Source organism: Hymenobacter cavernae (genome assembly GCF_014641455.1).
GTDB classification, from domain to species: domain Bacteria; phylum Bacteroidota; class Bacteroidia; order Cytophagales; family Hymenobacteraceae; genus Hymenobacter; species Hymenobacter cavernae.
On the sequence record NZ_BMHT01000004.1, the window covers coordinates 55,895 to 76,106 of the forward strand.

The following is a 20,212-nucleotide window of genomic DNA, read 5'->3' on the forward strand; positions in this document are numbered from 1 at the left end:
GACACACAACTCACCATTTCACCACTCACAATCTCACCTCCACATGGATCTATTACGTTTTATCACTTGCGGCAGCGTTGACGACGGCAAAAGCACGCTCATCGGGCGCTTGCTGTACGACAGTGACTCCGTGTCGCTGGATATTCTGGCGGCTCTGGAGAACAAGCCCACGGTACACGGCACCGTTGACCTAGCTTTGCTCACCGACGGCCTGCGTGCCGAGCGCGAACAAGGCATTACTATCGACGTGGCGTACAAGTACTTCACCACGCCGCGCCGCAAGTTTATCATCACCGACGCGCCCGGCCACGTGCAGTACACCCGCAACATGGTGACCGGCGCCTCCAACGCCGACCTAGCTATTGTGCTGGTTGATGCCCGCCTGGGTGTGATTGAGCAAACCCGCCGTCACTCGATGGTGGCCGCGCTGCTCGGCATCCGTCACTTTGTGCTGGCCGTGAACAAGATGGACCTGGTTGGCCACAGCCAGGAAGTGTTCGATAAAATTGTAACCGACTACGCCGAAGTTGCCAAACAGCTCCGGCTGACGAACGTGGTGCCCATTCCGCTGAGCGCTTTGCACGGCGACAACATTGTGGAGCGATCGGCGCACCTGACGTGGTACAAAGGACCTAGCTTGCTGGAACACCTGGAAAGCGTGCCGGCTACGGAAGAAGCCAACGTTCGCGATTCACGCTTCCAGGTGCAGTATGTTATTCGTCCGCAGACTGATGAGCTGCCTGACTATCGGGGCTACGCTGGTCGTATTCAGAGCGGTACGTACCGCAAGGGCGACAAGGTAACGGTGCTGCCCTCGGGGGTGGAAACGACCATTGAAGCCATCGAAATCAACCAGCAGGAGGTAGAAAGTGCGGTAGCGCCGCTGGGTGTCATCCTGCGTCTGACCGACGACGTGGACGTGAGCCGCGGCGATTCTATCGTGCCGGTGAAGCAGGTGCCGCACATCACGCGCGAGTTGGAAGCAACGCTGTGCTGGATGGCGGAAGCGCCGTTGCGGGGTGGTCGGAAGTTCCTGCTTCAGCACCACTCGGCGCTGGTAAAGGCCTCGCTGCCAACAATTCTGTACAAAATCGATGTGCAGACCTTCACGCACGTTGCGACCGACGAAGCCAAACTCAACGAAATTGTGCGGGTGCGACTGAAAACGGCCGCGCCCATTGTGGCCGACCCCTACCGTCAGAACCGTGATTCTGGCTCCTTCATCCTCGTTGACGAGCAAACGGGCAACACCGTAGCCGCCGGCCTGATTGAAGCAACTGACCCCGAGTTGTTTACCGAAGCAGAACCAGGAGCCCTAGCCTTCTCAATCTAAGGGTTGGTTTATCGTTTTTGGTTGTTTGTTTTTGGTTTTGGCTTGTTCCAGAACGTCATGCTGACGAGAGGAAGCATCTGACACGCACCGCAGAACGTCATTCCGAGCCTGGCGAGGAATAATGACTGGGAACAAGCCAAAAACCAAAAACAAACAACCAAAAACCAGAAATAAGAATCAGCAAACATGACATCTTTACAAGGCACAACTCTTCCCGCGGGCCTCGACGACGCAACGCTTCAGCAGCTCTCGGGCAACCTGACCGAGCAGCAGCTGCTGTGGATAAGTGGCTATTTCTATGGCCGTTACGCCGCAGGCAACGGCACCGCATCGCCGCAGACCGCGCCTGCTTCGACGGCTGCGGCACCTGCTCCGGCCACCGCGCCAGTGCCTACGATTACCGTACTTTTTGGCTCCCAAACGGGTAACAGTAAGAAAGTTGCGAAGCAACTTGCCGACGCTGCTACCGGCCGCGGCCTCAAAGTAGAGGTGAAGGACATGAACGACTACGCCACGCGTAACCTGGCCCAGGAGAAGCTGATGCTGGTTGTGGTGAGCACGCAAGGGGAGGGCGATCCGCCCGTATCGGCCGAGGAGCTGCACCAGTTCCTGTTCAGCAAGCGTGCGCCGAAGCTGCCCGAATTGCGCTACTCCGTGCTGGCCCTAGGTGATAAAAGCTATGTAGAGTTCTGCAAGATCGGTCGCGACTTCGATGAGCGCCTTGCCGAGCTAGGTGCCCAGCGCATCTCGGACCGCGTCGATTGCGACGTCGACTTTGAAGCCGCTGCTGAAGAATGGATTGAGGCTGTACTAGAGAAGATTACCAGCGAGTTCGCGCCCGCACCTGCGGCTTCGGCTGCGGCTCCCGCCGCAAGTGCTCCGGCCGCCGTGAAAGCGGAACCAGCTCCCACTGCTTATTCGCGTAAGCACCCTTGGGAAGCTAGGGTTCTGGAAAGTATTCAGCTCAACGGCCGCGGCTCGTCGAAGGAGACGTACCACTTGGAGCTGGACCTAGTGGGTTCGGGGCTGCACTACGAGCCGGGTGATGCGCTGGCGGTGGTGCCCGTCAACGAAGACCCCTTGGTGGAAGAGGTGTTGAAGGCCGCGCGCTTGCCCGAGGGCGAGTCGGTGAACCTAGGTACGGAGCGGCTGCCACTGTCGGCGGCGTTGGCGAACCGCCGGGAACTGTCGGTGCTGACGCGCGACGTGGTAGAGCGCTACGCTGCTTTGGCGCCGCACGCGCAACTGCAAGAGCTGCTGACTGATACGAAGCAACTACAGCCTTATCTCTACGGTCGCGACATCGCCGATCTGCTCACCGATTTCCCGGCGGAGCTATCGGCCCAGACGTTGGTGGAAACCCTGCGGCCGCTGCCGAGCCGGGCGTATTCCATTGCTTCCAGCCTGCTGGCCCACCCCGATGAGGTACACCTCACAGTGGGTGCCGTGCGCTACGAAGCCTTTGGGCGTCGGAAGCAGGGCGCCTGCTCGACGTTCCTGGCCGACCGCATAGCGGTAGATGACGTGGTGAAAGTGTTTGTGGAGCATAACGAGTACTTCAAGCTGCCCCAAAACACCGATACTGACATCATCATGGTAGGCGCGGGGACGGGCGTGGCGCCGTTCCGGGCTTTCGTGGAGGAGCGCGTGGAGCTAGGTGCCGCCGGCCGTAACTGGCTGCTGTTCGGCAACCCCAACTTCACCACCGACTTTCTCTATCAGACGGAGTGGCAGCAGTATCTTAAGCAAGGGAAGCTCAGCAACTTGCACGTTGCCTTCTCCCGCGACCAGGCCGAGAAAATCTACGTGCAGAACCGCCTGCTGGAAAACTCGAAAGAGGTGTACGGCTGGCTCGAAAACGGCGCCCATTTCTACGTATGCGGCGACAAAGTGCGCCTGGGTGCCGCCATCCAAACGGCGCTGACGGAAGTAGTACAGCGTGAAGGCGGCTTAGGTGCCGATGCCGCCGCCGACTACGTGCGTAACCTGAAAAAGCAGCGCCGTTACCTCGAAGACGTGTATTAAGAGAGTAAAATGAGCTAGCACAGTTGAGCGTAAAAGCTAGCGTAAGCGCCCGGTCATGCTGACGCGGAAAGCATTTTGGCTGCTTCTTCGTCACCACCTAGGAGTTGGTGCTGCAAGCCGGCTGCTCCGCGTCAGCATGACATTTTTAACAAGCGTGTTCAGTAAGTGAAGTTCCTCTCGCTTCTCCTTAAAAATAAGGAGGTCGCTCGTGCTCGCCCTGAAATTCAGCGGCCATAAGTAGAAAAGATACCGCTAAAATTTTACTAATGAACTCGTTACCCGTAATGGTGTGTGTTTTTCAGAAACGATGTTGTAGTCAGGGCTAGCTGCTGGTATTTGCCACGGCAGCGTTGACGGTCCGTCGGCGCTCGTCTAATAACGACGGCAAATACAGCGACAGGTGCCTGGCCGCCGCACGTTCGATTGAGCGGCCTTTCTGCTTACTCTTCTTTTCTTGAAAATTACAGATCATTGACAATGAGACACTACTATGCCTCACTCTGGCTGCTGCTTCTTTTATTGTTAACCAGCGCGGTATCCGCGCTGGCCCAGGACCCCATCATTGCCATCAGCGGCACCATCCGCGACAATAGCAACCACCAGGCGCTACCCGGCGTCACCATCAGCGTAAAAGGCAGCGCCGTAGGTACCCAAAGCGACGCCAACGGTGCTTTTGCCCTGAAAGAGCGGCTGCGCTTTCCCTTTACCCTGGTTTTTAGCTTCATCGGCTACGAAACCCGTGAAATCCAGGTCGCTAGTGCCAGCAGCCGCTTGCAGGTGTCGCTGGAGTCGAAATCGGTGCTGACGAATGAGGTCGTAGTATCGGCTTCGCGGGTGGAGGAAAGCCGCCTGAAGTCGCCGGTGGCCATTGAAAAGCTTGATATTCGGGCCATTAAAGAAACGCCGGCACCTAGCTTTTACGACGCCCTGGAAAACGTGAAAGGCGTGCAGATGACTACGTCGAGCCTCACGTTTAAAGTACCCAATACGCGCGGCTTCAATATCCCCAACAACTTCCGCTTCATGCAATTAGTGGATGGTGTTGATATGCAGGCCGCGACCCTAGGGGTGCCGCTCGGCAACGCTATCGGCCCGACGGAGCTGGACGTAGCCAGCGTGGAAATCACGCCGGGCGCAGCCTCCGCTTTGTACGGCATGAATGCCATCAACGGCATGGCGAACCTTACGACCAAAAGCCCTTTCACTTACCAGGGCCTGAGCGTGTACCAAAAGGGCGGTGTGAACCACGTAGATGGCATCGACCGCAAACCTAGCTTGCTGACGGAATCGGCGGTGCGCTGGGCGCAGACGCTCGGTCCGGATCAACGCTGGGCGTATAAGGTGAATCTGAGCTACTTACAAGGTACTGACTGGCTGGCGAACACCCAAACCGACCAAAACCCGCAGAACCTAGCCACGGCCAACCCGGCCTTTCCCGAACTATCGGGCGCTTACAATCCAGCGGCTGACTTGTGGAACCGCTACGGCGACGATACCAACTCCTCGCTGACGGTGAACATTCCGTACAACGGTAAAAGCCAGAACTTTACGGTGACGCGCACCGGCTACTACGAAAAGGACCTCGTGAACCCTGTGGTGCGCAACATCAAGGCCGACGCCAGTCTGCACTACAAGCTGACGGACAAGCTGGAGCTGAGCTACGGCTACCGCTTCGGGTTGATGGACGGCGTGTTTCAGCGCGGCAACAAGATTCAGTTGGATGGCGTGACGGTGCAGAACCACAAGCTGGAGCTGAAAGGCGCCGACTTCACGGTGCGGGCATATAGCCTGATTGAAAACACCGGTAACTCGTACAACCTCAATCCGTTGGCGCTGAACCTGGACTTGCAGAACGGCTCCAATACCGTGTGGGGCGCCAAGTTCAAGGATGCGTTGCAAAACTCGTTGAAGGGCGGTACTAACCTAGGTCAGGCCATGATAGATGCGCGCGCCGCCGCCGATGCTGGCCGCGCTGAGCCCGGCACACAGGCTTTCAAGGATTTGAAGGCGCAGATTGTGGCAACCAACAACTGGGACAGTGGCGTGAACGTGAAGGACGCGCCTATTCCCGGTGGGGCTGCCCTCACGCAGCGCAGCCGTACCTACCACACGGAAGGAATCTGGAACCTAGGTCAGCGCATCAAGTTTGCCGACGTGTTGGTGGGAGCCGACGCCCGCGTGTACCAGATTATTCCCGATGGCAACAACTTCGTTGATTTCAGCCGCCCCTTGGCTGATCGGAACCAGCCCGGTGGCGACTACGTGTATTACAAGAAAGTCGGCGGCTTTGCCCAGGCTACCAAGCTGTTGCTCGCCGACCGACTGAAGCTAACTGGTTCGCTACGCGTAGATTATAACCCGGAGTTTACGCCCAAAGTAAACCCGCGCATTGCCGCTGTGTACACGGTAGCCGAGAAGCACAACTTCCGCGCTTCGTACCAGAATGGCTGGCGCTTTCCGTCGCTGTTTGAGGCACTTTCTTTCGTCAACAACGGCAACGTGCGCCGCGTGGGTGGTCTGCCCCGCGTGAACGAAGGCCTGAACTACCTGCAAAACTCCTACACGCGCGCCTCCATCGACAAGTTCAACGCGGCTGTAAACGCCTATGTAGCAGCTAACAACGGCACCACTACCTCGCAGGCAGCTTTGCTTCCTCAGAACCGCGACCTGCTGCAAGTAGCTAACCTGCCCAGCGAGCAGCCTGAGCAGATCAACTCCTATGAAGTGGGCTACCGCAGCGTGCTCTTCGATAATAAAGTGTCGATTGACGCGGATGCCTACTACAACATCTACTCCGGCTTCCTGGGTCAGGTGGAAGTGAGCGTGCCGAAAGATGCGAGCGGCAACCAGGTGCCCGTGGGCTCGGATGATGCCGTGCTGGCCGCTGTGCGCAGCAACCGCGACGCCCGCCAGGACCGTTACCGCGTGTATACCAATGCCCGCAACGACTACCACAGCTACGGCTCTACGCTGGGCGTGAACTACAACTTCTACCAGAAGTTTACGGTGGGCGGCAACGTCAACTACAATAACATTTCTGCCAACGACCAGGCCGATATTTTCGTGACGGGCTTTAACACGCCGAAGTGGGCCATCAACGCCTCGTTTGGCAACCGCGAGGTGGTGCGCAACCTAGGTTTCAACATTGCGTGGCGCCGCCAGAGCACTTTTTACTGGGAAAGCCCACTGGCCAACGGTCGGGTGCCGGCCTACCAGACGGTGGATGCACAGGTTAACTTACGCGTACCGACATTGAAAACCACGATCAAAGTGGGCGGGGCGAACTTGTTAAACAACCGCTACATCCAGTACGCGGCCGGCCCGACCATCGGTGGATTATACTACGTGGCCCTGACGTTCGACAACACCGTGCTTCACTAAACCTAGGTCAAGGATGAAGCGGCTACTCTTTCTTTCGATTGCAAGTCTGCTACTGGCAGCTCAGCCTTTATGGGCGCAAAAGCAGTTTGTGCAGGAGCGCCAGACGTGGATAGGCGCGTTCAACCAAACGCGCTTTTCTCAGCACTGGGGCACCTGGACGGATTTGCACCTGCGCCTGCATGACCGGTTTGTGCACGACATGTTCCAGACGGTAGCCCGCATTGGACTCACGTATTACCTCACCGATGACGTGCGTCTGACGGGTGGTTATGCCTATGTGCATCATTTTCCGGATGGCGCCCGCCGTGTTGGTCAGCCGGAGCACCGGCCCTGGCAGCAGGTGCAGTGGTCTACCAAGTTTCCGAAGGCTAGGCTGATGCAGTGGGTGCGGCTGGAAGAGCGTTTTCGGCGTAATATCCGCAATAACGAAGAGCTGGCGCCGGGTTATAATTTCAACTATCGAACCCGCTTCAACATGGCGCTGTTCCTGCCTCTGACGCACCGCAACTTCGACCCCGGCAGTTGGCAACTGCTGCTGAATGACGAGGTAATGGTTAACTTGGGCAAGGAAGTGCGCTACAACTACTTCGATCAAAACCGTCTGTTTGCGGGCGTAGCATACCAAATAAGCAAACAGGCGCAGCTGCAAGCCGGTTACATGCACCTGTTTCAGCAACTCCCCGCCGGGGATACGTATCGTAATCAGCACACCATTCGGGTGTTCTATTTTCACAATCTGGATCTGCGCGCCAATGCGGCGCAGCCATCCGCAGTACCTTCTTCGCCACAACCTTAATATGGCTGATACCTCAAGTAATCCGAAGCTCTCCGAAGTCGAACATATCAAGACGGCCAGCAACTTTCTGCGCGGCACGATTGCCGAAAGTCTGGAAAACCCCATCACCGGCGCGGTTGCCGGCGATGATACCCAGCTGATTAAGTTTCACGGCTTTTACCAGCAAACCGACCGCGACCTGGAAAGCGAGCGGAAGCGGCAAAAGCTGGAGCCGCTCTATTCCTTCATGCTGCGCGTGCGGGTGCCGGGTGGCGTCGTGAATGCCGAGCAGTGGCTGCGCATGGATGAGCTGACGGTGCGCTACGGCAACGACACGCTGAAGCTTACCACCCGGCAGTCGTTCCAGATTCATGGCGTGCTGAAGCGCGATTTGCAGCGCACCATTCAGGGCTTCAACGAAGTGCTGCTCGACAGCATCGCCGGCTGCGGCGACGTGAACCGCAACGTGATGTGCTCGGCCAATCCGCACGAATCGGGCGTGCACAAGCAGGTGCACGAAGTGGCCGCGGCGCTCAGCCAGCACTTCACGCCCCGCACCACGGCCTACTGGGATTTGTGGCTCAATGGCCAGCAAGCCTACAGCAGCGCCCTCACCACGGAGCGGCAGGAGGAGCACACCGACCACGAGCCAATTTACGGCTCAACCTATTTGCCGCGTAAGTTCAAGATTGCGCTGGCCGTGCCGCCGCAAAATGACACCGACATTTTCGCCAATGACATTGGCCTGATTGCCGTTGAGGAAAACGGCAAGCTGATCGGCTTCAACGTCGCCATTGGTGGGGGCCTAGGTATGACCTTCGGGATGCCCGAAACCTATCCCCGTCTCGCCGACCTCATCGGCTTCGTGCCGGTGGAAGACACGGTGGACCTGTGCGAGAAGATCGTGACCATTCAGCGTGATTGGGGCAACCGTGAAAACCGCAAGTTCTCGCGCCTCAAGTACACCATTGACCGTGTCGGCTTAGATACGTTCCTAACCGAGTTGCGCCAGCGCTTCGGCCGCGACCTGACGCCAGCGCGTCCGTACCGCTTCGAAACGTCGGGTGATTCGTTTGGCTGGTCGGCGGGCGACGGCACGGGCAAAAGCCACCTGACCTTGTTCATTGAAGGCGGCCGCGTACACGATCAGCCGGGCTTTGAGCTAAAAACAGCGCTCCGTGAAATTGCCGAATTTCATACCGGTGAGTTCCGCCTGACCGGCAACCAGAATCTAGTGTTGGCTAACATCGAAAAAGGCCATCAGGCGCGGATTCAGGAAATCCTGGAAAACCGCGGCGTGTGGACCCGCACGCAGGAACAAACCGCGTTGCGGCTGCATTCTCTTGCTTGCACGGCCCTGAACACCTGCTCGTTAGCCTTCGCCGAAGCCGAACGCTACCTGCCGCACCTGCTCGACCGCCTCGACAAGGTTATTCAGGCCAACGGTTTGTCGGATGCCGGTATTCTGATCCGGATGACGGGCTGCCCCAACGGCTGCGCACGTCCTTACCTAGGTGAAATTGGCCTGATTGGTCGTTCGCCCGGCCGCTACAACCTGTACCTAGGTGCCGACCATGCCGGCGAGCGGATGAACAAGCTCTACAAAGAAATGGTGGATGAAGAGGCTATCATCCGGGAGCTGACGCCGCTGCTGGAAGCCTACGCCCAACAGCGTCAGCCCGCCGAGCGCTTCGGCGACTTTGTGATTCGCCAGGGCCATGTGAAAGCCACCACTCACGGACTGAACTTCCATGCCTAATACGCTGAACTCTGTGCCCACCGGAGCGGAAGCTAGCCCTGCGGCTGCCGCTCCCGTCCCGACCCCAACAGCTAACCCGCTGTTTCCGGTTTTCATCAAGCTGGAGCAGTTTCGGGTGTTGCTGGTGGGCGGCGGCAACGTGGGCCTGGAGAAGCTGACGGCCATTCTGCGCAATAGTCCCGCTACCGCCGTGACGGTGGTGGGCACCATCATCCGGCCCGAGCTGCGTGAGCTGGCGGCGCGCCACCCGCGCGTGCAGGTGCTGGAGCGCCCGTATTCCGACGATGACCTCGACGGCCAGGATTTCGTGTTTGCTGCCACCGACGACCCCGCCTTGCACCGGCACATCAAGGTGCAGGCGGCGGCCCGGCACCTGCTCACCAACGTAGCCGACACGCCCGATCAGTGCGACTTCTACCTGTCGTCGGTGGTGCAGAAGGGGGACCTGAAGATAGCCATATCTACTAACGGTAAGTCGCCGACGGTAGCCAAGCGCCTGCGGGCCGTGTTGGAGGAGACGCTCCCCAACGAAGTGCACGACCTGCTACAGCAGATGACGGCCATCCGCGGCCGTATTCAGGGCGATTTTGCTGAAAAGGTAAAATCCTTGAATGCTGTAACGGCCGAGCTGGCCGGCGGTCCGGCTTATGAGTCGCCGGCTACCATCTACTGGCGCCGGGTGGCTACAGGTTCGCTCATTGCGTTTGCGGCGTTTATCGCGCTGAATATTGCTTCTTACTACATCACCCTGCCACAGGTGTACGACGCGCTTAGCCACGGCGGCATGTTTTACGCCTTCGTGGCCGTGGGCTTCGGCGCGCAGATTGTAGATGGGGTGCTCGGCATGGGCTACGGCGTGGTCACAGCCATCAGTCTGATGTCGATGAACATTTCGCCGGCGGCGGTTAGCGCCAGTATCCACACAGCCGAAATGTTTTCGAGCGGCGCTTCGGGCTACTCGCACTACAAGTTTGGCAACGTAAACAAGCGTTTGTTCAAAGCCCTCCTGATACCGGGAATTTTGGGGGCAGTGAGCGGGGCCTTTCTCCTGGCTCGTTTCGGCGAAGAGTACGCGAAGTGGGTGAAGCCTTTCCTGGCTGTCTATCTACTTTTGCTCGGTATTCGCATTATTGTGCGCGCTTTCAAAAAGCAGGAGGGTCGCCGCAAAATTAAGAACGTAGGCTGGTTGGCCGCTGCTGGTGGCTTCCTCGATTCGTTCGGCGGTGGCGGCTGGGGGCCGTTGGTCACGAGCACGCTTATTGCCAAAGGCCGCACGCCGAGCTACGTGATTGGCTCTGTGAGTCTTACGGAGTTTTTTGTTACCTTCTCCAGTGCTCTGACCTTCTTCGCTACCCTAGGTATTACGCACTGGCAGATCGTGCTAGGTCTTATCGTGGGAGGCGTGGCCGCGGCTCCTTTCGCAGCTAGGTTAGCGGGCCGTCTGCCCTTACGCACGATGTTCGTGGGCGTGGGGCTGATGGTGATTGTGTGGAGCTTGTGGGCGTTGCGCAAGGTGTTCCTCAGCTTTATCTAAAGCCCGAATGCAAGCGTCGGCTTTCCCTCAACTCCACGTCTCAAGTATGACGATGCGGAGTTGAGGGAAAGCCGGCGTTTACTTTTGCCCTACTCCGTCGCTTTCGCCAGCTTCGTCAGGCTCTGGGCAGCGTGGCTGAACTCCGACGGAATCAGCACAATCGTGGTGGTATTGTTGTCGATGCCGATTTCCGAAACCATCTGCATCCGGCGCAACTCCAGTGCCATTGGGCTATTCTCCATCTGCTGAGCCCCTTGGGTTAGCTTGATGCTGGCTTCCAGCTCGGCTTCGGCCTTGATGAGACGGGCGCGCTTCTCCCGAATGGCTTCGGCCTCCCGCGCCATGGCCCGCTGCATGGATTCGGGAATCTCCACGTCTTTGATTTCAACTAGCTCAATCTTCACGCCCCAGCTTTCGGTAGCAGCATCCACAAGCTGCTGAAGCGTAGCATTGATTTGCTGACGGCCGCGCAGCACTTCATCCAGCTGGTGCTGCCCAATGATATTTCGCAACGCCGTCACCGCCAATTGGTAAACGGCCTGGTTGAAGTTGGCCACCTTGATAATGGCCGCGTCGGGCGCCACGACCCGGAACCAGAGCACCGCGTTTACTTTGATGGTTACGCTGTCTTTGGTGATGGTTTCCTGCTGCTCCAGGTCCACGGTTTTGGTGCGGATGTCGATGGTTTGTTGCCGCTCGATGATGGGGATGATCCAGTACAGCCCCGGTCCGCGCGTGCCGGTGAACCGACCCAGCCGGAACACAATGGCGCGCTCGTATTCCTGCGCAATGCGGATGCCGAGCAGGAGAAAGCCAACGATAATCAGAAGAATGGTAAGTGCAGGCATACCGGCAAAGACTAAGAAGGTGAAAGAAAGAAGGTTCGACGACCCAGCTAGTCCGCTGATAATGAGGTGAACTTGGCAGGCCGTGCCAAGCCAGGTCACAAAGCCAGTGCCACCCGCCAGGCTACGGAAAGCTAGCTTTCTTGAAAATGCTTCAGCTAGCCTAAAACGCTGATTAGTAGGGTGATTATCTAGACCCGTGCGGTTCTGCGCTTAGCATAGTCAGCCAACGCTTTCCATTTTGGAAAGGCGTTTCTTGTCGATTCAGTAAGCCAGGCTATATGGCAAGTAGCGCGGAAATCCGTTCCGCGACGAGCAGCGCGAGTATCCAAGCGTCGGAACTCGTTAGGGCTCGTCGCGGAACGGATTTCCGCGCTACAGCAAGAAACGTTGGCCCTGCTCCGGGAAGATCAGCTTCAAACCTAGGTTGTTAGCCCGCTGAAGCTGCTGTTGAATGCGCGCTTTATTATCACCCGTAGGTTTCAGGTGCGTAACGATGACGGGCAGGTTGCGTAGGGCTTCGGCGCCGCTGAATTGACCTAGGTTTGCCAGTTCCTGCAAGAGCAAGCGCGGCGTCAGATGCCCGAAAAGCTGCGAGTCGGGTTGCTCGTTGGGGTAAGAGACTTCGATGAAAATGCCTTTGAGCTTGTGGGTTTTCAGCAGCGGCGCTACTTCCTGCCATAAATAGTGCAGCTTCTCTGTCTTTTCCACAGCATCGGCGCCGGTGTCACCTAGGTAGAGCACGTACGCCGCCTGATTGCGCACGAGAAAGGCCGCGCTTTCGTACGGCTTGCCGTGGCTGAGCGGAAAAACTCGCACACTCATGCTGGTGCCGACCACGGGCGTTTCGGCGCCAGGTGTCAGCCGTTGATAGTGATACTTGTTCAACGCGGGCGGCGCGCCCGCATCCCCGAAGTTCGGCCAGCTTGCCCAGTTGAGATAGTGCGTTTGGATAGTTTCCAAGCAAGCCGGCTGCCCGTAGATGGTTTTGGCCGTGTCATCCGGCGCGTTGAGCAGCAGACCGGCCAAGTGGTCGAGGTGAGGGTGAGAAATAAAGTACGCTTTGATGTAGCGCCGCAGCACAACTTCAGCCGGTGCCTCAAAGGTTTTCGCCGCAATGGCCTGCTCTATCCCCGCGTGCAACGTGCCCGCATCCAGGCTGATGTAACTGGTTGAGTTAACCGGCGCCAGCAGGTAGGCAGATAAGTTATTTTCCGTAATACCGCCGTTCACACCTAGGGGCACGACCTGGAAGGTCGGCTGCGGTGGGCGTTGCGCGAGTGTGCTGATGGGCAACAAGAGTGCGCAGAGTAGTTGTGAAAACGGCCACAAGGCTAGGTGTAAGAAGAAGCTGTAGAGTGTATTCGAAAATAATGGTCATGCGGAGTTTTCCGAAGCATAACCATTCTGATTATAAACGTAACGGATTCTGTCAGCTAGACAGGGAATTTAGCTGGGTAGATAGAAGCTTCTCCTTTTTCGTTTCTTCTTGTAATTTGTTAGTAAAATAAATGAGGTAAAATGCAAGTAAATTAATGTTGAACGTAGCGACTTCCTTGTTGCTGTTGATGTTCAGCTGAAATTGAGAAAGAGAAAAGTTGAAGCTTAAATTGAGGTCGTTTGTGTAATTGATGCCAATTGAAAGAAAAATGCCTGCTGTAAATCTGTAAGTAAATCCAGCGATTGAAAAACTTATTAATTGCAGAACTTGGTTGAATAGTGAGAGTTTAAGTGGCTTTTTAATTCTACCTTTCAATAATTGCCAGCCACAATAAATGGAAAATAGATATAATGTTGTTATAAAACTAAATATAGTAAGCATGATTGCTGCTATTTTAGCTGTTTGTAGAAATATCCAAAATGCCAGAGTTATACCTAATACACCACCTGCAATCTGATAGTAGGCAAGCCATTTTAACTTTTTTTTGGTGTGCTTAGTAAGATATTTTTTCATTAATTTTTGTCTATATAATAATTTACGTGGCATATATTGAAAATATGTTGGAAATTTTATATTTCGACCATGCTGAGCCTGCCAAAGCATCTCTCCCGCCGAAGTAAGTTACCATAGAGATGCTTCGGCAAGCTCAGCATGACGTTCTAGCGAAACTGATACAGACCGCTTCATGCACGTATGAAAATTCTCTACCTAACCGGCTTCGGAATGACCGGCAAGCTCTCGTGCCCGGCTTCATCCACCGAGGCTACCCCGAAGATGTAGTTGTCTTTGCTGTGGGGCAGGTCGGCGGTGGTGCCGGGGAAGAAGAACTTCTGCTGCCACACGGGGCTGCTGGTTTCGCGCATTAGCACGTAGTAGCCTGCGGGTTTGCGGCCGGTTTTGGGGGCATCCCACTTCAGCTCGGTGCGGTTGGTGAGCTTGGCGGTGAGCACGCCCACGTTCTGCGGAGAATCCGGGGCGAGGGCTAGGCTCGCCATGGTAGCTAGGTTTACGCCGGTGTTTTTGCGCAGGAACTGATAATCCACGAACTCCGGGTTGTCGCCGTACACTATGCCGTTTTCGGTGCGCAAGTCCTGGTGCTGGTGGTTGAAGTTCTCGTTGGGCTCGGTGAAGCGCACGGCCGTGAAGCCCTGCTGATTAAAGGGCGTGTGGTCGCCGCCGCGCAGGAAACGGTCGGGGCGGTACTCCACCATCACGCCGAAGTCGGATACGTACTGCTCGCAGGCGGTTTTGGCGTAGCGAGCCAGCTGCCGGCTCGACGCGTCGTTTTCGCTGCTGAGCGTGCGGCGTAGCTGGGCCTGCTCCGGCGTTTCGGTGGCCGGCACACCCTCGCTGAACACCCGAATGTGTTTGTTGTCAGAGATTTCCGGGTCGTAGCCGTGGGAGTTGCCCACGATGTCGTTGTTGAGCATCCCCGCCACATTCCAACCTAGGTTCTTGGCTTTCTTGGCGAGGTAGCCGGAACCCAGCAGGCCCTGCTCTTCGCCCTGCACCGCCACGAAAATCAGCGTGCACGGGTACTGCTTCTGCGACATCACGCGGGCCATTTCCATCACCAGGGCCACGCCGGAGGCGTCGTCGTTGGCGCCGGGCGCGTCGCTGGTACGGTTCATCACGTCGGTCACGCGCGAGTCAAGGTGTCCGCTCACGATGTACACGCGGTTGTCGTTGGGGTCGGTGCCGGGCAGCGTGGCCATCACGTTGGCCATCAGCGTTTTCTTATCCACGCGCCGGCCGTCTGGGTTGAGCGTAAAGGTGTCCTGCTCCACTTTCAGGCGGTTGCCGCTGGCTTTGGCGTATTTCTTAAACTCCTGCTCGACCCAGTTGCGGGCCGCCCCGATGCCGCGCTTCTTGTCCTTGGTGTCGCTCAGCGTGTGGCGGGTGCCGAAAGACACCATTTTGCGGATGTCATCTTCGAGGTTTTTGGCCGAAATGGCTTCCACCATTTGCTTGATAGACGGGTCGGGCGTGGTTGGTGGGGCGCTTTGAGCACGCAAAAGCGAAGGGGCAAGGCTGGCGGCAGTAGCCAGAAATAAGTAAGAAAACTTCATAGAGTAGGTGTTGGAGGAACAGGATTTCAGCGGTTAGCTCTTGGCCGCCCGCTGTTAGTTTTTGCTTTGACGAACAAGGTTTGCCTCAACATTGACGGCGGTATTCTTTGAGCTGACTGCTTAAAGCTAAGCAGGTAAGCGAAGAATGCCTGATCTTTTTGTGACTTCAGGCCGCACAAAGCCGCTAGGCATTCTACGCCAAAGACACCAAGGCGCTGGCCGCGTTGCCCCCAAAACCCGCCGCGTTGATTAGTAATCGGCGGAGCGGGCGCGTAGGAGTGGGGCCTAGGTCGGTGGCGAATGGCACACTGGGCCAGGCTTGGGTGGTGAGCAGGTGCAGCGCATACTCCAAGCTAAGCGCCGCCGAAGCACCTAGGGTATGGCCCAGCAGCCACTTGTTAGAGGTGAAAGACGGTACATTCTCTCCGAAAATGGCCCTAATGGCGGCGCGCTCGGCGGCATCGCCGGCGGGCGTGCCGGGGCTGTGCAGCACAATGGCATCTACTGCGGCGGTTGTGCAATTGGCTTGGGTTAGCGCCTGACGCATAGCAATTTGGAAGTGCTGGCCGTCGCGGGAAAGGCCCGTTTTGCTGCCAATGGCTTCGAAACCGAATCCCACACTTTCCAGCCTGAAAATTGGCTTGTCTGGTTGAGCTAGCTTTTCCTGCTGTAGCGCCTGTGAGCTAGCTTTTTCGAGGGCAAATACCGCCGCTCCTTCGCCGAGCACGAACGTGGAAGGAGCGCCCGCGCCGGGCCGGCAGGGCCAATCTGCCTCCGCGAAAGGTGAATAAATGCCGATGGCGTGCATTTGCGCCAGCGTAAAATCCGTCAGCGGTGCTTCGGCACCACCGGCCAAAAAACGGTCGGCCATGCCGGCGCGGAGCCAGGCCAGGGCATTGCCAAGCGCCTGAAATGCGCTACTGCACGTGCTGGAATGGCTCAGGGCCGCGCCGCCGTGGGCACCCGCGTCGTAGGCGACCCAGCTCGCCACGTTGCCGAGGGTAGTCAGCGGCGAGGCCGCGACGGGCACGGTGCCGGCCGTCAGGAACTCCTCGTGGAATTGCTCTAAGCGGCCGGTTGCCCCGCGTGAGGAACCGATGCTGACGGCTAACGAAGTTTGTTTGTCTGATTCATTCCAAGTGGCTTGTTTTGTAGCCTGGCGGGCAGCCAGCAACGCAAGCAGCACAGTGCGGTCAAGCTGCCGGTAAGAGGGATGCTGCTGGCGCAATGCGGCTACCGCAGCTTCGGCGGCGGCGGGCAGAGCCGCCACGGGCAGCGCACGGGTACCTAGGTTGCGGGTGGTAAAGGTCGGACTGGGGGCCGCGTAGCCTTCTGAACCTAGGCCTAGGGCGGATACACTGCCGCGGCCGCGAATGATAATGAGGTCTTCAGCAGACATAATGTGGTCTTCAAATCAGGTAAATCGTCGCTGCGGGTAGGCGGTTGTAGCGCGAAGCTCCGGCTTCGCGCCTCGTTGAACGACTCGTCCGGTAGTGCTCCAGTGACTATCGTTCAACGATACGCGAAGCCGGAGCTTCGCGCTACAACTGGGCAACGACAACCGTTTGGACGCCTAGGGTATTTTACTAAGTACCAACTCCCGCATTTGGCGCATCACGCTGTAAATCAGATGCAATTCCTCGTCCGTGGTGCAGTAAGGCGGCATGGTGTAGATGATATTGCCGAGCGGCCGCAAAATAACCCGATTAGCAAGAGCCAACTGGTACAGCTCGTCGCGCAGGGAGCTGAAGTAGGTCGTGGTGGTATCTGCCTCAAACTCAAAGACCAGCACCGTGCCGAGCAGCCGCATCGCACGAATACCGGGCTGCCCATTCATCTCCTGCGCAAACTGCTGATGGGCCCGGTTGATGCGGGCCAGGTTGGCAGCGCACTCCGCCGAGCGGGTCAGCTCCATGCTTGCCAAAGCCGCGGCGCACGCCACGGGGTTAGCGGTGTAAGAGTGACCGTGGAAAAGCGTTTTAAGCTTGTCTTCACTCAGGAAAGCCTCGTACACCGGGGCCGTGCAGCTCGTTACGCCCAGCGCCATAGTGCCGCCCGTCAGGCCTTTGGAAAGGCACATCATATCGGGCTGACTAGCTAGGTATTCGCTTGCAAACAGGTGCCCGGTGCGGCCGAAACCAGTCATTACTTCATCGGCAATCGTCAGAATACCATAGCGTTGGCAGCAGACCATTAGCGCGTTCAACGCTTCGGGTGAGTAGGTGATCATGCCGGCGGTGCCGAGCAGCAGCGGCTCGAAGATGAACGCGGCTACATCGCCAAGCGCGGCTACGGCTTCGAGCTGGGCCAGGGTTTCGGCTTCGCGGCCGGGCGTGGGCACGTCGATAAACGCCACATCGAACAGGAGCGGCGCGAAGGGCGCGGTGAAGGCGCCGCGGCTGCTCACGGCCATCGCCCCGAAGGTGTCGCCGTGGTAACTGTCGCGGAACGCCACAATGGTTTTGCGCGGCCGACCTAGGTTATGGAAGTATTGCAGCGCCATTTTCAGAGCCACTTCCACGGCGGTGGAGCCGTTGTCGGAGTAGAAGATCCGGGCCTGGTTGGTGGGCAGAATCTCCAAAAGCTGCTCGGCCAGCTCCACGGCTGCCGGGTGCGTGAAGCCGGCAAATATCACGTGCTCAAGCGTATGCAGTTGCTGGCTAACCCGCTCGGCAATGTGCGGATTAGCGTGCCCGTGCAAGTTAACCCACCAAGACGCTATGGCATCTAGGTAGGCGGTGCCGTCTTCGGCGTACAGCCACGCGCCCTGCCCGCGCACGATGGGGATGGGCAGCGGGGCGGTTTGCATTTGGGTGTAAGGGTGCCAGATAACGGCGTGGTCGCGGGTGGCGAGGGAGGTTTTCAATGAGCAATGAGAAAGGAGCAATGAACAATTGGCTGTCGGCTATTCCGCTTGGGTTGGAGAAACGTCATGTCGACCAGCGGGAGACATCTCGCGTGCTATGGTAACTCCAATCGACAGGAAATTACGCCCGGAATGTCAACACGCGAGATGCTTCTCGTTGGTCGGCATGACGTTCTACTGGTTCACGACAACCCGAATGCGGCCCGGAATTCTTTGGCGTAGCGGCTCACAACTTCCGCGTTTACAGCTGGCTCCGGCAAAATTCTGGGCAACACAGGCACGCCGGTATGCTGCGTGATAAAGTCTTCAGTGGATGGGTTGGGCTCGCCATTAAACACGAGTCCGCGGACGGCCAGCCCGCGTTGGCGCAGCGCCTCCAGAGTCAGCAGCGTATGATTGATGCTACCTAGGTAGTGCCGCGACACGACCACCGTGGCCAGTCCGAGCTGCGCTATCAGATCGGCTACCAGAAAGCCCGGTGCCAGCGGCACGAGCAAGCCGCCCGCGCCTTCCACGATGAGGTGGTTATCAGTTTGAGGAAGCGTAAAGACTTCTGGATGAATGAGAATGCCTTCGGTGGCCGCCGCCAAGTGGGGCGAGGCGGGCAGCTGAAGGCGGTAGGCTTCCGGGTGAAAGTGAGAACCTAGGTTAGTGACCAGCTGCCGCACGGTGGCGCTGTCGGTGGTAGGCGCGAGGCCGGCTTGCACCGGCTTCCAGTAATCAGCGCCCAAGGCTTCGGTGAGAATGGCAGCAACGAAAGTTTTGCCGACATCCGTGCCGATGCCGGTGATGAATAAGCGTTCAGAAGTCATAAAATGAAGTGCATGTAGCGCGGATTCTGTAATCCGTGCATGGCATAAACAAACGCGGACTACAAAGTCCGCGCTACAGCCGCACGTAGCACGTCGGCCAAGGCCAGAATCTCCGCTTCGGTGTTGAAGCTGTGCACGATCAGGCGCAGCCGCTCGGTGCCGGCGGGTACGGTTGGCGACACAATCGGACGCACATCGAAGCCGGCAGTTTGCGCAGCCTGCGCCACGGCCCGTGCATGAGCCGGACCGTTGGCGGCAGCCGGAAAGAAGACGGGATGAATGACGTGGCTGGCTTTTGGGACGTGCAGCCCCGGCACAGCGTTCAGCGTTGTTTTCAGCAAATCGGAAAGCGCAAACAGCCGCTGGCGCTCTGCACCAAACGTCGGAAGTAGCTGGTAAGCCGCCGTGAGTGTTCTGAGGGTAATCGGCGGGAGGGAAGTGGTGTAAATGAAAGGGCGACTGAAATTGATGAGGAAATCGCGCAGCACGGCCGCGCCCACGACTGCTGCGCCCTGGCTGCCCAAGGCCTTGCCGAAGGTGAGCACGCGGGCAAAAACCTGCTCCGTCAGACCTAGCCCTACAACCAAACCTTCGCCATTTGGTCCGTACAGGCCGTTGGTATGCGCTTCATCTACAACTAAATACAGTCCTTCTTGCTGGCAAAAAGCCGCTAGCTCCCCCAGCGGCGCCTGGTCGCCGTCCATCGAGTACAGCGCTTCCACCGCCACGAACACCGCCCCACCGGGCGGCAGATTCAAGCGCCGCAACCGTCGTTCCAGATCAGCCACCTCGTTGTGCCGAAAGCTATACGCGGTGGCGAAGCTGCCCCGGATGCCATCCTTCACGGAAGCGTGGCTGGCTTCATCGTAGAAAATAACGTCGCCCCGCCGGGGCACAGCGGCGAAGAAACCTAGGTTGGCGGCGTAGCCGGAGTTGAACAGCAGGGCCGCTTCGCCGTGGTGAAAGCTAGCCAGATGCGCTTCCAAGGCTTCAGCTGCGGCCGAGTTGCCGGTGAGCAGACGCGAGCCGGTGCTGCCGGCCGCTTCTGCAACAGGCTGTTGCAGAACTGTTTGAAGAGCCTCAGAGCGGGCCAGACCTAGGTAGTCGTTAGAGCTGAAATCGATGCGGCTGGCGATGGTTGTGGTCAGGTGGCGGCGGGTGCCTTCGGCTTCCCGCTTGGCGAGCTGCTGGGTAAGGCGTTGGAGAAGCATGAGAATGGGTCGTTCAACGGTTTGCCTCACCCCCTAGCCCCCTCTCCGAAAAGGAGAGGGGGAACTAGCTTTAGAAGTAGACTGATAATCTAGAAAAAGCTAGCTCTAAAAACTAGAAGCTAGTTCCTCCTCTCCTTTTCGGAGAGGGGCTAGGGGGTGAG

14 protein-coding genes are annotated in these 20,212 nt (G+C 57.8%); 6 read left to right on the forward strand and 8 right to left on the reverse strand.

All coding sequences use genetic code 11. From position 1 onward, the window contains the following. Window positions 1-43 precede the first annotated feature (43 nt). The 6 genes from IEX74_RS11565 to IEX74_RS23455 all read left to right on the forward strand — a co-directional run bounded on the left by IEX74_RS11565 (window position 44) and on the right by IEX74_RS23455 (window position 10,807). The gene (locus IEX74_RS11565; protein ID WP_188814162.1) at window positions 44-1,333 is read left to right on the forward strand and encodes a sulfate adenylyltransferase subunit 1; all 1,290 of its coding nucleotides are present in this window, start codon (window positions 44-46) and stop codon (window positions 1,331-1,333) included. A 186-nt stretch (window positions 1,334-1,519) separates the two neighbouring features. Further along, entirely contained in the window at window positions 1,520-3,358 is a 1,839-nt protein-coding gene (locus tag IEX74_RS11570; protein WP_188814163.1) for an assimilatory sulfite reductase (NADPH) flavoprotein subunit, read from the forward strand. Between the two features lie 477 nt (window positions 3,359-3,835). Further along, entirely contained in the window at window positions 3,836-6,739 is a 2,904-nt protein-coding gene (locus IEX74_RS11575; protein ID WP_188814164.1) for a TonB-dependent receptor, read from the forward strand. Between the two features lie 13 nt (window positions 6,740-6,752). Next, a complete protein-coding gene (locus tag IEX74_RS11580) occupies window positions 6,753-7,535 on the forward strand; it encodes a DUF2490 domain-containing protein (protein ID WP_188814165.1) in 783 nt (260 codons plus the stop codon). A gap of 1 nt (window position 7,536) precedes the next feature. Further along, on the forward strand, window positions 7,537-9,273 hold the full coding sequence (locus tag IEX74_RS11585; RefSeq protein WP_188814166.1) for an NADPH-dependent assimilatory sulfite reductase hemoprotein subunit: 1,737 nt from the start codon (window positions 7,537-7,539) through the stop codon (window positions 9,271-9,273). Beyond that, window positions 9,266-10,807, forward strand: a complete 1,542-nt coding sequence (locus IEX74_RS23455; RefSeq protein ID WP_188814167.1) for a TSUP family transporter — start codon at window positions 9,266-9,268, stop codon at window positions 10,805-10,807. The genes IEX74_RS11585 and IEX74_RS23455 overlap by 8 nt, the downstream gene beginning before the upstream one ends. A gap of 89 nt (window positions 10,808-10,896) precedes the next feature. Here IEX74_RS23455 and IEX74_RS11595 read toward each other — a convergent pair whose 3' ends face one another. The 8 genes from IEX74_RS11595 to IEX74_RS11630 all read right to left on the reverse strand — a co-directional run bounded on the left by IEX74_RS11595 (window position 10,897) and on the right by IEX74_RS11630 (window position 20,051). After that, the gene (locus IEX74_RS11595) at window positions 10,897-11,655 is read right to left on the reverse strand and encodes a slipin family protein (RefSeq protein ID WP_188814168.1); all 759 of its coding nucleotides are present in this window, start codon (window positions 11,653-11,655) and stop codon (window positions 10,897-10,899) included. Between the two features lie 372 nt (window positions 11,656-12,027). Beyond that, entirely contained in the window at window positions 12,028-12,951 is a 924-nt protein-coding gene (locus tag IEX74_RS11600) for an MBL fold metallo-hydrolase (RefSeq protein ID WP_229755232.1), read from the reverse strand. A gap of 133 nt (window positions 12,952-13,084) precedes the next feature. Then, complete coding sequence (locus IEX74_RS11605) at window positions 13,085-13,639, reverse strand: hypothetical protein (RefSeq protein ID WP_188814169.1); 555 nt, start codon at window positions 13,637-13,639, stop codon at window positions 13,085-13,087. A 158-nt stretch (window positions 13,640-13,797) separates the two neighbouring features. After that, window positions 13,798-15,162: a M28 family metallopeptidase gene (locus tag IEX74_RS11610; RefSeq protein ID WP_188814170.1), complete on the reverse strand. Its 1,365-nt coding sequence runs from the start codon at window positions 15,160-15,162 to the stop codon at window positions 13,798-13,800. A 193-nt stretch (window positions 15,163-15,355) separates the two neighbouring features. Beyond that, complete coding sequence (locus IEX74_RS11615) at window positions 15,356-16,561, reverse strand: beta-ketoacyl synthase N-terminal-like domain-containing protein (RefSeq protein ID WP_229755233.1); 1,206 nt, start codon at window positions 16,559-16,561, stop codon at window positions 15,356-15,358. Window positions 16,562-16,735: 174 nt separating this feature from the next. After that, on the reverse strand, window positions 16,736-18,028 hold the full coding sequence (gene bioA, locus IEX74_RS11620) for an adenosylmethionine--8-amino-7-oxononanoate transaminase (protein ID WP_188814171.1): 1,293 nt from the start codon (window positions 18,026-18,028) through the stop codon (window positions 16,736-16,738). A gap of 182 nt (window positions 18,029-18,210) precedes the next feature. Beyond that, complete coding sequence (gene bioD, locus IEX74_RS11625) at window positions 18,211-18,840, reverse strand: dethiobiotin synthase (protein WP_188814172.1); 630 nt, start codon at window positions 18,838-18,840, stop codon at window positions 18,211-18,213. Window positions 18,841-18,899: 59 nt separating this feature from the next. Next, window positions 18,900-20,051 (reverse strand): aminotransferase class I/II-fold pyridoxal phosphate-dependent enzyme, encoded by a 1,152-nt coding sequence (locus tag IEX74_RS11630; protein WP_188814173.1) that lies wholly within the window; start codon window positions 20,049-20,051, stop codon window positions 18,900-18,902. Between the last annotated feature and the right edge of the window lie 161 nt (window positions 20,052-20,212).